The 13,277-nt window shown below is 43.7% G+C and carries 10 protein-coding genes; 3 read left to right on the top strand and 7 right to left on the bottom strand.

Going from position 1 to position 13,277, the window contains the following annotated elements; all coding sequences use genetic code 11:
* Window positions 1–94: 94 nt before the first annotated feature.
* From ACESTK_RS04415 to ACESTK_RS04445, 7 genes are all read right to left on the bottom strand, one after another.
* Window positions 95–2,524, bottom strand: a complete 2,430-nt coding sequence (locus ACESTK_RS04415; protein ID WP_373118873.1) for an ABC transporter permease — start codon at window positions 2,522–2,524, stop codon at window positions 95–97.
* Window positions 2,521–3,195, bottom strand: coding sequence for an ABC transporter ATP-binding protein (locus ACESTK_RS04420; protein WP_006426335.1), 675 nt, complete (start codon window positions 3,193–3,195; stop codon window positions 2,521–2,523). The genes ACESTK_RS04415 and ACESTK_RS04420 overlap by 4 nt, the downstream gene beginning before the upstream one ends.
* A gap of 113 nt (window positions 3,196–3,308) precedes the next feature.
* Window positions 3,309–4,574 (bottom strand): sensor histidine kinase, encoded by a 1,266-nt coding sequence (locus tag ACESTK_RS04425; RefSeq protein WP_373118875.1) that lies wholly within the window; start codon window positions 4,572–4,574, stop codon window positions 3,309–3,311.
* Window positions 4,550–5,239, bottom strand: a complete 690-nt coding sequence (locus tag ACESTK_RS04430) for a response regulator transcription factor (RefSeq protein WP_117494501.1) — start codon at window positions 5,237–5,239, stop codon at window positions 4,550–4,552. Before ACESTK_RS04430 ends, ACESTK_RS04425 begins: the two co-directional genes overlap by 25 nt.
* Before the next feature lie 20 nt (window positions 5,240–5,259).
* The gene (locus tag ACESTK_RS04435; RefSeq protein ID WP_202030777.1) at window positions 5,260–5,448 is read right to left on the bottom strand and encodes a tRNA (uracil-5-)-methyltransferase; all 189 of its coding nucleotides are present in this window, start codon (window positions 5,446–5,448) and stop codon (window positions 5,260–5,262) included.
* Between the two features lie 80 nt (window positions 5,449–5,528).
* The gene (gene rlmD / locus ACESTK_RS04440; protein WP_227201157.1) at window positions 5,529–6,908 is read right to left on the bottom strand and encodes a 23S rRNA (uracil(1939)-C(5))-methyltransferase RlmD; all 1,380 of its coding nucleotides are present in this window, start codon (window positions 6,906–6,908) and stop codon (window positions 5,529–5,531) included.
* 5 nt (window positions 6,909–6,913) lie between these two features.
* Window positions 6,914–7,861: a 3'-5' exoribonuclease YhaM family protein gene (locus tag ACESTK_RS04445; protein WP_118581317.1), complete on the bottom strand. Its 948-nt coding sequence runs from the start codon at window positions 7,859–7,861 to the stop codon at window positions 6,914–6,916.
* Window positions 7,862–8,661: 800 nt separating this feature from the next.
* Between ACESTK_RS04445 and ACESTK_RS04450 the strand changes: the two genes are divergently transcribed.
* Genes ACESTK_RS04450 through ACESTK_RS04460 form a run of 3 tightly spaced genes read left to right on the top strand, consistent with a single transcriptional unit; the run spans window position 8,662 to window position 13,269 of the window.
* Window positions 8,662–11,043, top strand: a complete 2,382-nt coding sequence (locus tag ACESTK_RS04450; protein WP_173716889.1) for an endonuclease MutS2 — start codon at window positions 8,662–8,664, stop codon at window positions 11,041–11,043.
* Between the two features lie 22 nt (window positions 11,044–11,065).
* Window positions 11,066–11,767 carry a response regulator transcription factor gene (locus ACESTK_RS04455; protein WP_118582333.1) on the top strand — a complete coding sequence of 234 codons (702 nt, stop codon included), beginning with the start codon at window positions 11,066–11,068 and terminating at the stop codon, window positions 11,765–11,767.
* Window positions 11,764–13,269 (top strand): HAMP domain-containing sensor histidine kinase, encoded by a 1,506-nt coding sequence (locus ACESTK_RS04460; protein ID WP_173771763.1) that lies wholly within the window; start codon window positions 11,764–11,766, stop codon window positions 13,267–13,269. Before ACESTK_RS04455 ends, ACESTK_RS04460 begins: the two co-directional genes overlap by 4 nt.
* Window positions 13,270–13,277 lie beyond the last annotated feature (8 nt).

Here is a 13,277-nt window from a genome sequence, read left to right on the forward strand (position 1 = left end):
TCGCAAAATATTTCAGGACAGCCTTGATAGCATACAAAATGGAAGTTATCTATTTCTCCTCTTCGTTAAGACCTAGTTCATTACATATTACTTGCTATCCCTGATACCTTATTCTTTCTACCAGCGTTTCCTTTTTCAGATTACTGCTTAAAACAAGGGAAAGCACAATCTGCAAAAGACTGACCAGCAAAATCATAGCAAGAATTGGTGTAATTGGAACATGATAGACATTCATTCCAAATATTCCATTATGCTTTGCATAGGCAAAGAGCGCATAGCCAAGTGGCAGACCAACGATAAGTGCTACACATATGGTGCCAACCGTAAAAATCAGTCCCTGTAACTGCAGGCATAAATTTAATTGTTTATTTGTCATACCCACAGCCTGTAATACACCATATTCCTGCTTCTTCGTGGTGATATTGATGATCATGGTGTTTGCCAGATTCATAAACCCAATGAGACCGACAATTGCCATGAACAGATAGCAGCCAAGCTTCATCATACGGCTTGCGTATTCTGCGGTTTGCAATTCTGCGTGATAGGTGTTCAGCTTGATATGAGAAGTATCGGAGAGCAGGTCATTCAGGCTTTGCTCTACAGATGCCACATCTTTTTTAGCACAATCCACCCACAGGTATCCATAAGATGTCCCTTTCGGATTTACAGAGCGGTATACTTCTTCCGGAATGACCAGATAAGTGTCCGCGCTTACAAAGGAGCCTGCGATTTTTCCATGATAGGTATAGGTTCCGCTTCCGTTATCAAAGTTGAATGTAATCGGTGCACCCGCAGAATACCCGTCAGCTTCCATCCACATGGACCAGCCAAAGAAAACATCCCCGTTTTTGACAGCCTGTGCATAGTCCATGGAACCGATATCGCCATCCCCGCGCATCATTTCAAAATCCTCTTGATTTACGATTGCAACCGGAAATTTTGTTCCGTTCAGATCTGCAGAGACGATTTCTCTCGTCAGTACATTCGTTACACCGGGGATGGATTTGATTTCTTTAATCAATGAATCATTCAGTGGGTTGTTCTGTAGGATTGTGTCCAGATTATTCTCCGAATAGGCTTCATCATAATTCTGGGAATAATCCAGCTGCAACTCAAATTGTCCATGGTTGATTGCAATCCGCGCCTCGTACTCCGGGTCAATATTCCCAACATAATTAGAGATAATTACAAACAATACACAGGAAATCCCCATGGTAAGAATCGTAGCAATGGTTCTTTTCGGATTGCCTGTCACATTTGCCATTGCCATGGAGAAAACGGTGACATCTTTTCTGCCTTTTCGTCTACCCTGTTTTTGCGTTTTGGAGCCGTCAAGATACCGTGTCGCTTCGATTGGTGAAATCCGGGAAACAATTTTCATGGGTTTGCGCAGAGCCAAAACGACCGTAAGAAACGATACAAAAATGCAGATGAGCATAATTGTTAGTGAAAACAGAGGCACCTGATGGTTCTTGATTCCGGACGATACCAGATTTCCCTGCTCCACCAGCCAGTTGAAGCTGACTTTTGCAATCAGGAAACCAAACAGCAGCCCCAGCGGTATCGAAGGAACCGCCAGAAGAATGCCCTCACGAAAGATCAACTGCTTCATCTGCTTTCTGGTTGCACCCAGCGCCTTGATTTTTCCGTACTCCTGAACCTTCTGGGCGATCCCGACCTGGAAGATATTATAAATGACCACAACGGAAAACAGCACGATTCCGAGGATCAGGGTTCCACAAACCACAATCATTTCATAGCTCGGCTGCAATACCCACTGCAGGTAGAGGTCATTGATGATCACGTTTTTCTGGTCAATGCCGCAGGAATCCGCGATTTCTTTTATAACAGGCGCAACATTATTCATAGATACATTTGCAGAATCGCTCAAGGTAAAATAGATATTATATTGCCTGTCACCCTCCGCAACACGCTCATTATAAAAATCCTGCGAACCGAATACAACATAGGAAGCCTCGATGGTATATTCATCCCGGTCATATAAAATCCCGCTGACAGTAAATTCCACCGGTGCGTATTCCGACTGCATGCCGGAACGGTACTCCAATGTTACGATGTCTCCGACCTTTACATCATGGTATCCCACTGCATCAAAGAAAGCGCGTCCTGCGGCAATTTCCTGCGCCTTTTCCGGATAGGTACCTTCCTTCAACACATATTCCTGATTATAGGGAAGCATTTTCCTGACCGTTTCATCCGCACTGACAAAGCCGCCATTTTCATTTCCTTTCAGGATGCCCTCCGTACACATGATGCCGATATCAGATATCTCAGCTCTGCGTTCCACTTCTTTTAATTGCGTACCATCTGCGGCGATAAACAGGCCATAATTGCTTCCATATGAGCTTGCCGCCTGACTTTTCTGCAAACGGATCATTCCATTTCCCACAGTACTGATAATCACAAGCAGCATCGTAGTCAGACATATGGACATCATAATCAGTATACTTCTTGTCTTGTTCTTTTTGTCATTGCTATATGCAATCCTGCTTATTGTCTTCATCTGAAATCCACCACCTGTCCGTCCTCAATCACCAGAATACGGTCAGCGACCTGTGCAATTTCGTCATCATGGGTAATCATTACAATTGTCTGTCCATATTTTTTTGCTGTCATCTTAAGCAGAGCGATTACCTCATCACTGGTCTTAGAATCAAGATTTCCTGTCGGCTCATCTGCAAATATAATTTCCGGACGATTCACCAGTGCTCTTGCAATTGCTACTCTCTGCTGCTGTCCTCCGGATAACTGATTTGGCAGATTATAAATCCGGTTTTCAATCCCCAGAGTTGCAATAATATCATTTACATACGCTTCATCCACTTTTCTTCCATCCAGCCCCAGTGGCAGTACAATATTTTCCCAGACATTAACAGATGAAACCAGATTAAATGCCTGAAAAACAAATCCGATTTTTCTTCTGCGGAAAACAGCAAGGGCATCTTCCTTCATCCTGTATAAATCTTTCCCTGCTAAAGTAACACTGCCTTTTGTCGGGGTGTCTAGCCCTCCAAGCATATGAAGTAATGTACTTTTACCGGAACCTGACTTTCCAACAATTGCGACAAATTCTCCCTGCTCAATCTGAATGTCCACCTGATTGACCGCTTTGACCTGATTCTCACCTGCGCCATAAAACTTACAAAGCTGCTTGGTTTCTAATATCACACTCATGTTTTGCCTCCTTTTCATCCTACATCCAAATTGTATCAGGGCAATCTTTCATTTCACTTTCAAAAAACGAGCAGAAGTCTTACAGAATTGTAAGATTTCTGCTCACTTAAAATTTAACCAACATATGGTAATTGAATCACAAACGTGCTTCCTTTTTTCTTTTTGCCGGAGGTTACCGTAATCGTACCTGCGTGTTTTTCGATAATTTCTCTCGATAGAAAAAGTCCGATTCCTGTACCACTCTTTTCCATGACCTCCTTGGAACTTCCTCTGTAAAATCGTTGAAAAATTTTGTGATACTCATTCTGCGGAATACCAATTCCCTGATCCTCAATTTCCATTCTTACAAGATCGTTTCTTTTTTGTAACCGGATAAATATTTTTGAACCACACGGACTGTACTTGATTGCATTATCCAAAACGTTGATCACAGCTTCACCAAGCCACCTTTTATCCTGCATAATCGTGCATATTTCCAGCTCTTTTTCATAGTCAAAAACGAATTCAATTTCTTTCTCATCCGCTTTGGGATAAGTGCGATTCACAGCAGATATGACAGTATCCATAAGCGGAAGTTTTTTCTTATTAATCTGAATCAGTCCAGTTTCCATCTTGGATATTTCAAGAAGCGACTGCAATAATGTCTCCAGTCCATCCAGAGCACTCCGACAACGGATACGAAACTCCTCCTGTTCTGTGGCACTTAAGTCATTCTGCATCAGCACACTAAAACATGTATCCAAAGCTGCAACCGGTGTCTTTAACTGGTGAGAAATATCAGAAACCATTTCTTTCGTGTTCTCCTTTTCTGCCCTTGCTTCTTCCTTTATCAACTGAATATGATGTCCGATTGCTTCAAGCTGGTCATTCAATTTTTCCAGTTCTGCATGATTTTCCGTTTTCAGTAAATCATCAAATTTATTTTCACGGAATCTGATCAGAATTTCTTCCAACTGGTCTAAAATTTTCTGATGATACGCATCTTCTTTTTTCTTCCAATAAAATAAAAAAGTCAAAAGAAGCACGCATATCACAGTGCTTACAGCACTGGTCACCATAACCTGATGTCGGAATTGCGAATAAAATGCATTCCCTTTATTCCCCCAGTATCCATATTGCTCCAATAATCGCCTTCCCTGTTCGTTAGTTTCAATATCCTTATCCTTAAGCAATTCCGAAACAGCATCCAGCCCGGAAAATTCTTCCTTTGCAGCAATCTCTGTCATAAGATTCATTTTATATTTATAATCTTCATAAAACACATACGTGGTAAAGCAATTTAATATTGCAAACAATAATATGACAGGTAATACCAAGGAGAGCACTACTGTAATCTTCTTGCAATATCTCTTTGTCACTGCCTTACCTCCTGATTCCATATATACCCAAGACCTCTGATATTCTTTATATAGACCGGTGCAGCCGGATTGTCTTCGATTTTCTCACGGAGTCTTCTGATATTGACAGCAATTGTATTTTCATCCACAAAATCCCCTTCCAGATCAAACACATTTTCCAATATTTGTGTTTTTGAAAGAATCTGTTTCGGATTCTGAAGAAAAAAAGTCAGCATTTTCAACTCCGTTTTTGTCAGACTGATTTCACGACTCTTTATCAGGACTTTCATTTCTCCTGCGATAAATACGATATCTCCCGAAATCATCTTTCCAGCTTCCGTTTTCTCCTGTCTGCGACGGAAATATGCTTCTATTTTCAAAAGAAGTACCGAAAGACTAAACGGCTTTGTAATATAATCATCTGCCCCTGCTTCATATCCCATGACCTGATCCATCTCCTGATCTAGTGCTGTAAGACAAATAATGTATGTATTATAATTGCATCTCATCCACCTTACAAATTCCAGTCCATTCCCATCCGGAAGATTCACATCACAAATGGTAACATCCACATTATTATCACTTGCAATTCTTTTCGCTTTTTTCACTGATTCTGCTGAAAAAACCTCATATCCGGATTTTTTCAGTGAGAATGTAATTCCACGATTTAAATTTTCATCATCTTCAACCACGAGTATACCTGGCATAGCATCTGCACCTCTCTTTATTAACTATTCATCTTAAAATGCTTCAATGCCTCCACAATTGCACTCTCTTTATCTTCTGGACACTGCGGTTGCCTGCTATCTTCATTTTTAGGTAAATTATAATTCTTTCCAACCTCAATTCCGCATTTTCTCTTTACCTGTGAGATATACAGATTGGAAACCTTCATGCCGGCATTATGTTCAGCCACATATTTCTTTATCTCATCATATGTAGCCTTAGTCTCTGCAGATGTTATATCATATCATCAAGTTCAATCGTGACATTAATCTAATCATCCGGCTTTTGTTTCAGTTGGGACAAAAGAACAACCGTCTCCACCGACACCGTATTCGGGAACATATCAACCGGGCAGACTTTCTTCAATTCGTAGCCTCTTTCACAAAGATACTTCAAATCCCGTGCCAGAGTTGCGCTGTCGCAGCTTACGTAAACTACCCGGTCGGGCTGCATTTTGATAATGGTAGAAAGCAAGGTCTCGTCGCAGCCTTTTCTCGGCGGGTCTACTACAATCACGTCAGCACGCTCACCAGTGCGGGCAAACTGCTCTGGAAGCACTTCCTCTGCTTTTCCCACAAAAAATTCCGTATTATCAAATCCGTTCAGGCGCGCATTCTCTTTAGCATTCTCAATGGCAGCAGGAATGATCTCCACGCCCCTTACCATCTTTGCCTTCTGTGCAAGAAACAGAGAAATTGTTCCAATTCCGCAGTAAAGATCCCACACAGTCTCATTTCCGGAAAGTTGTGCATATTCCAGTGCTTTTCCATAAAGACGCCCTGTCTGGTAAGGATTTACCTGAAAAAAGGACAGCGGCGAAATCTGATAGGAAATCTCTCCGATCTTGTCTGTAATGTATGGCTGTCCCCAGAGCAGCCGCACCTTTTCCCCAAGGATCACATTATTTCGCTTCTTATTCACATTTACCATCACACTGACAGCCTCCGGAATCTGACGAAGGGATTTCACCAGAGCCTCTTCGCCAGGAAGATTCTCCCCGTTAATGATCAGACAGACCATCATCTCGTCCGTAAAAAAGCCATATCGAATCAGCACATGGCGCACTAAGCCCTTGCCAGTATTCTCATCATACGGCTGGATGTGGAACTTCTCCATATGAGCGATCACACGATCCAAAACCTCCTTATTCCGTGTTACCCCAAGAGCACAATCCCGGTTCTCAATAATACTGTGGGTACGGCCGGCATAAAATCCGGTAATAATTCTGCCGTCTTTTGACTTTCCAACTGGAAACTGCGCTTTATTTCTATAGTGGAAAGGCCGGTCCATTCCCAGGATTTTCTCCATAGGAATATCTGTAAAGCCGCCAATCCGCTCCAAATGTCCCCTGACTTTGGAAGTCTTAAATTCCAGCTGCTTCTCATAAGAAAGGGCCTGCAGCTGGCAACCTCCGCATTGTCTTGCGAACTGACACTTCGGCTCCACACGGTCAGGAGATGGGGTGATAATCTCCTCCAATCTTCCGTAACCGTAATTTTTCTTCGCTTTCATGATCTTTGCGCGGACTGTGTCTCCGATTACTGCATCTTTGACAAAAACGGTGAAGCCATCAGCCTTTCCGATACCTTCACCGTCAATTCCGCAATCTTCAATCTTTAACGTAACAATATCATTCTTACGATACTCCATAAAGATTACCATTCTCCTGTCTTTCTTAAGTTAGATTCAAATATTCTGTTAAATCCAAGCCATTCTTTCTTGCTCTTATCTGCTGCAAAAATCTCGGTAAGAGTCTCCATGCGGGCATCTGTATTATCTGCAAGATTCAAAGCAACTGCCTCTACCATAGCAGGTTTCTTAGGGGAACCGTACTCAAGTTCGCCATGATGTGCCAGAATACAATGTACCAGTTGGTTCTCCAGATCCAATGGAAAGTCCGGTATCTCCTTAATCAGATCATGAATCATCTGTGCTCCGATTATAATATGGCCCAGAAGCTGTCCCTCATCTGTATAATCATTCAGTGGAAAAGAAGAAAGTTCTCTTGTCTTTCCTACATCATGAAGAAGTGCTGCTGTGATCAGCATATCTCGCTTGATCACCGGATAAGCAGATGCCATATAATCACAAAGCCTGGCAACACTTAAAGTATGCTCCATCAGCCCGCCTATAAAGCCATGATGTACGGTTTTGGCTGCGGAATGCTCCTCGAAAGATTTCAAAAATTCTTTATCCTCTATAAACAGTTTCTTCAAAAGTGTATTCAGATAGGTATTCTTCACAGTGCCGATCATGGCAACCAGCTGGGTATACATATCATCCGTGCTGTTCTCACTTACCGGAAGATAATCTGCCGGATTGTACTCACCCTCGCCTGCTTTGCGCACACGCTTGATATTCAGCTGCATAGCTCCTGCAAAGCTGGTCACGTCTCCCATGACTTCAATGTAATCCAGTGCGTCAAAATCATCAATTCCAAGAGAATTCGGATCCCAGATCTTTCCATCCATCATTCCAGTCTTATCCTGGAGTATAATATTCTCATAAGGCTTTCCGTTCTTGGTCACAGCCGGCTGCTTCTGCTTACACAGATAAATGCCACTGATCCGGTCGCCTTCATGCAACTCATTTAAAAAACGCATAATTTCCTTCCCTTTCTAAAAAAGACACGTCCGTTTTCCCAGACATTACAATCTTTTGTATCATAACAAATATTTATGAACATTTTATGAATTTCTCCCCACTTTTTCCTTTTCAAGTCCTTGAAAATCATGTACAATAAGGTGTGCAGTAATTATTGTTTACAAATTTGCTATTTAGTGTGTTGAAAGTTGTTCAAGGCGGACGCACTCGGACAATGGTTATTGCTCACTCGCCGGCGCAACGCTCCAGCGAACTAACTGCTAACTGCGACTAAATCGTTCAGGAGAGCCTTCACGATTAAGTCTCCGTAAGCAGTGGATTTCGCCTACGCTAAAACCGCGCCTGAAATGGCTCGCTAGAGCAATAACCATTGCCCGAATGCTGTGTACTGGCTGGGACTTATTTGTACATAGGAACTTTCAACAGGGGTGAGGGTGAGTGACTGGCTTCCCTACACTTTCTTGGCAACGATAGATTTGCAAAAAACAATAAAGTTGCGGGATACCAACTACTTCCCCCCATCCCCCGTTGTTGTCGTTACTGTTTCTTTCTTCCCTTTCCAGTAACCAGCGATTTTGCAATGTATATTCGCAAGCCGCGCATTTCAGGAGCGGTTTTAGTGGAGGCGAGATCCATGACTTACGGAGACTTAGGCGCGAAGGCTCTCCTGAGCGTCTTAGTCGTAGTTAGTCATTAGCTTGCCGGAACGTTGCGACGCGCGGCGGTGAATATACATTGTGAAATCGCGTCCGGAATAACGACCAACACATTAAATAGCAATTGATTTACAGGAGATATTATGAATCCAAAAGCTTTAAAATCACTTGAATACTACAAGATCATCGACCAACTGACAGAGAAGGCTTCTTCCCAGATGGGGAAAGACCTGTGCAGGCACCTCCTGCCCTCTGAAGATGTTTACGAAATCCGTCATATGCAGACCCAGACCAGAGACGCCCTCACACGCCTTTTCCAGAAAGGAAACATCTCCTTTGGAAGCGTAAAAGACGTGCGCGGCTCACTGAAACGTCTGGAAATCGGAAGTTCCCTTGGAATTTCCGAACTCCTTGCCATTGCCGGACTTCTGGAAAATACCAACCGTGTCAAAGCCTACTCCCGAAATGAGCGCGGAGATGCAAGAGAAGACTCTCTGGACGGCATGTTTGAGAGTTTGGAGCCATTGACTCCCCTCTCAGCCGAAATCCGCCGCTGCATCATTTCCCAGGACGAAATCAGTGACGACGCCAGTGCCGGTCTGATGCATGTACGCCGCAGCATGAAAGTTGCCAATGACCGCATCCACACCCAGCTGGCCTCCCTGGTAAACGGAAGCGCCCGTAATTACCTTCAGGACTCCGTTATCACCATGCGAAATGGCCGCTACTGTATCCCGGTAAAAGCCGAATACAAAGGCCAGGTTCCAGGTATGATCCACGACCAGTCTTCCACAGGCTCCACCTTATTCATTGAGCCTCTGGCGATTGTCAAACTAAACAACGACATCCGCGAGCTGGAGCTTCAGGAACAGAAAGAGATCGAGGCAGTTCTCGCTACCCTAAGTGAACAGACCGCCCAGAATGTGGACGCCATTCGCGCAGACCTTGACATTATGATCCAGCTGGATTTCATTTTTGCCAGAGCAGGACTTGCACTGGATATGAATGCCACAGAACCCATTTTCAATACAGAGAAACGCATTCACCTGAAACAGGCACGCCACCCGCTCATTCCCAGAAAAAAAGCCGTTCCCATTGACATCCGTCTTGGAGAAGACTTCGACCTCCTTGTTGTAACCGGACCAAATACTGGTGGTAAAACCGTTTCCCTTAAAACAGTTGGGCTTCTGACCCTGATGGGACAGGCGGGACTTCACATTCCAGCCCTGGACCGCTCCGAGCTTTCTGTTTTCCGTGAGGTTTACGCAGATATCGGGGACGAGCAGAGCATCGAGCAGTCTCTCAGTACCTTTTCCTCACATATGACCAACGTAGTGTCTTTCCTGAAAAAAGCAGATCAGGACTCTCTGGTGCTTTTTGATGAGCTTGGCGCTGGTACCGACCCGACAGAAGGAGCGGCACTTGCCATCTCCATTTTGTCTTTCCTGCATGAACAAGGCATCCGCACTATGGCAACCACCCATTACAGTGAACTGAAAGTTTACGCCCTGTCCACTGACGGCGTTGAAAATGCCTGCTGTGAGTTTAATGTGGAAACCCTGCGTCCTACTTACCGCCTGCTCATCGGTGTTCCTGGAAAGAGTAATGCCTTTGCAATTTCTTCCAAACTTGGACTTCCGGACTTTATCATTGAGCGCGCCAAAGATCAGATCAGCCAGAAGGACGAGTCCTTCGAGGATGTACTTACCTCCCTGGAAAACAGCCGCGTGATCATCGAAAACGAGCGTCAGGAAGCAGAGCGTTATAAAACCCAGATTGCTTCCCTGAAACAGGAGTTAGAGTCCAAGCAGGAGAAGCTGGACGAACGTAAAGAGCGGATCTTGCGTGAAGCCAACGAAGAAGCCCGTAAGATTCTTGCAGATGCTAAGGAATACGCAGATCAGACCATGAAAATGTTCCACAAATTCCAGAAAGATCACGTGGACACTGCTGCCATTGAAAAAGAACGCCAGAATCTTAGAAACCGCATGAACAAAGCCGAAAAGGGCATGTCCATGAACACCACCGTAAAGAAACCGAAAAAAGAGCTGAAGCCTAAGGATCTTTCCCTTGGAGATACCGTTCAGGTACTGAGCATGAATCTGAAAGGAACTGTCAGCAGTCATCCCGATTCCAAAGGCTTTCTTTTTGTACAGATGGGTATCATCCGTTCCAAGGTTCATATTTCTGACCTGGAGCTTGTTGACGAACCAGTTATCAACACTCCTGGACTTTCCAGAACAGGAGCAGGCAAGATCCGCATGTCCAAGTCTACTAGTGTTTCCACTGAAATTAATCTTCTTGGAAAAACTGTAGATGAGGCTGTGGCAGAACTGGATAAATATCTGGATGACGCTTATCTGGCACACTTAAAGAGCGTGCGTATCGTACATGGTAAAGGTACCGGTGCCCTTCGAAAAGGGGTACACAATTATCTCCGCCGCCAGAAGCATGTGGCAGATTTCCACCTGGCTGAATTTGGCGAAGGAGATGCTGGTGTTACCATTGTAGAATTTAAGAAATAACTATATTTTATAAGGAGAAACTATGGTTGCTAAACAGAAAATCCTCATTGTCGATGATGACAACAATATTGCAGAGCTGATTTCTCTGTATCTTACCAAAGAATGTTTCGAAACAAAAATTGTAAACGATGGCGAGCTGGCTTTAAAAGAATTTCAGACTTTTCGCCCGAACCTGATTCTTCTGGATCTGATGCTTCCAGGTATTGACGGCTATCAGGTCTGCCGTGAGATCCGCCACACCTCAGACGTGCCGATCATTATGCTTTCCGCAAAAGGAGAAACCTTTGACAAGGTACTTGGCCTGGAGCTTGGCGCCGACGACTACATTATCAAGCCTTTTGATTCAAAAGAACTGGTTGCCCGTGTCCGTGCAGTTCTACGACGTTTCCAGCCCAAACAGGCTGCAGTTGTAAGCGATGAGAAATGTGCCACTTATCCGGATCTTATTGTCAACCTTACCAACTATTCCGTTACTTATATGGGAAAACAGGTAGACATGCCGCCTAAGGAGCTGGAGCTTCTCTATTTCCTTGCTTCCTCACCCAATCAGGTATTCACCAGAGAGCAGCTTCTGGACCACATCTGGGGCTACGAATATATTGGCGATACCAGAACTGTAGACGTTCACATTAAACGTCTGCGCGAAAAAATCAAAGATCATCCGAACTGGTCTATTTCTACAGTCTGGGGAATCGGATACAAGTTTGAGGTAAAAAGCGAATGAGAAAAACGGTTCACAGCAAACTGATCTGCAGTTATATTTTCATTGGAATTGTAGGCTTCCTTTTCGCTACAGCAGGTGGCTCTCATTTCGTGGAAACCTATCTGGAAGAAGAAGTTGGCGCAAGGCTGTATGACAGTGCTGTACGATTTGCTTCTGATGCTGTCACTGTACAGCAGGTTGCAGACAATGATAGCAAAGGACTGGAAAAGATTATGGATATTCTGGCTTCCGGAGAGGAAGCCGGGATACTAATCCTGGATAAAAATTTCCATGTGATCGTGCAGTCCTCAAATCTGGAATATAACGTCAGTTCTGCGAAATCCACTGCCGATTCTGAAGTTCAGACTTCAGAAACAGATAAAATCCCAGAGAATGGAACATCCTCTGAAAAATTCTCTGCTGCAAACACAATTTCCATCCCCTATTCTGATCTGGACTTCTGGCTTAATACCCAATATCAGATCAGTAATTTTTATGGCTATTTTTCCAGTCCCCATCTTAATGTGATGATATCGGTGGAAAATTCCGGTGTAACAGAAGGCTATGTTACCTACCATTATGACATGCAGCAGCTTTATCAGAAACGAAGCGGTCTTCTTGGAATTCTTCAGATGGTTTTTTTTGCCGTGTATGCCTTGTGCGGACTGCTCCTTCTCTGCTATCAGAAATGGATCCATACTCCAATGCAACAGATCATCAAGGGGGCTTCCGAATATGCCAACGGAGATCTGAGTTATCGCATTCCAGTGAAATCCGAGGACGAAATGGGCTATCTTGCCAAAACCCTGAACTACATGGCAGACAGGATCAACCAGAACGGAGAATACCAGCGCACCTTTATTGCCAATGTTTCCCACGATTTCCGCTCTCCTCTGACTTCCATCAAAGGATATGTGGAGGCAATTCTGGATGGCACCATCCCCCCGGAATTGCAGGACAAATATTTAAATATCATTTCCCATGAAGCTGACCGTCTGGAAAAACTGACGCGGAGCCTTCTGGTGCTGAATGATCTGGATGAACGGAAACGGATGATGAATATCCGCAAATTTGATATTAATGATGTGATCAAAAATACTGCCAATACGTTTGAGGTAATCTGTTCCAAAAAGAATATTGACCTGGAACTGCTGCTTTCCGGAAGAGAGCTGTTCGTAGAGGCAGATATGGAACAGATCCAGCAGGTACTGTACAATTTATTGGACAATGCAATCAAATTCAGTAATGACAATTCCTCGATCAACATTGAAACATCCGTAAAAAATGATAAGGTTTTCGTTTCTGTGAAGGATCATGGAGTAGGAATCCCAAAGGACAGCCTGTCCAAGGTGTGGGACAGATTTTACAAGACAGATACCTCCCGCGGAAAAGACCGGAAAGGTACAGGACTTGGGCTTTCTATTGTGAAAGAGATCATCAAAGCTCATAATCAGAATATTAATGTGATCAGCACGGAAGGTGTTGGAACAGAATTCATTTTTACTTTAAAGAAAGCAAAATAAATTATTCA

The organism is Ruminococcus sp. Marseille-P328 (assembly GCF_964249465.1).
In the GTDB taxonomy this organism is placed as follows: Bacteria; Bacillota; Clostridia; order Lachnospirales; family Lachnospiraceae; genus Blautia_A; species Blautia_A faecis.

What these genes read in the sequence shown, in the direction of transcription:
- ACESTK_RS04415 (WP_373118873.1), bottom strand. Translation starts at nt 2,524, where the DNA reads ATGAAGACAATAAGCAGGATTGCATATAGCAATGACAAAAAGAACAAG.
- ACESTK_RS04420 (WP_006426335.1), bottom strand. Translation starts at nt 3,195, where the DNA reads ATGAGTGTGATATTAGAAACCAAGCAGCTTTGTAAGTTTTATGGCGCA.
- ACESTK_RS04425 (WP_373118875.1), bottom strand. Translation starts at nt 4,574, where the DNA reads ATGGAATCAGGAGGTAAGGCAGTGACAAAGAGATATTGCAAGAAGATT.
- ACESTK_RS04430 (WP_117494501.1), bottom strand. Translation starts at nt 5,239, where the DNA reads ATGCCAGGTATACTCGTGGTTGAAGATGATGAAAATTTAAATCGTGGA.
- rlmD (WP_227201157.1), bottom strand. Translation starts at nt 6,908, where the DNA reads ATGGAGTATCGTAAGAATGATATTGTTACGTTAAAGATTGAAGATTGC.
- ACESTK_RS04445 (WP_118581317.1), bottom strand. Translation starts at nt 7,861, where the DNA reads ATGCGTTTTTTAAATGAGTTGCATGAAGGCGACCGGATCAGTGGCATT.
- ACESTK_RS04450 (WP_173716889.1), top strand. Translation starts at nt 8,662, where the DNA reads ATGAATCCAAAAGCTTTAAAATCACTTGAATACTACAAGATCATCGAC.
- ACESTK_RS04455 (WP_118582333.1), top strand. Translation starts at nt 11,066, where the DNA reads ATGGTTGCTAAACAGAAAATCCTCATTGTCGATGATGACAACAATATT.
- ACESTK_RS04460 (WP_173771763.1), top strand. Translation starts at nt 11,764, where the DNA reads ATGAGAAAAACGGTTCACAGCAAACTGATCTGCAGTTATATTTTCATT.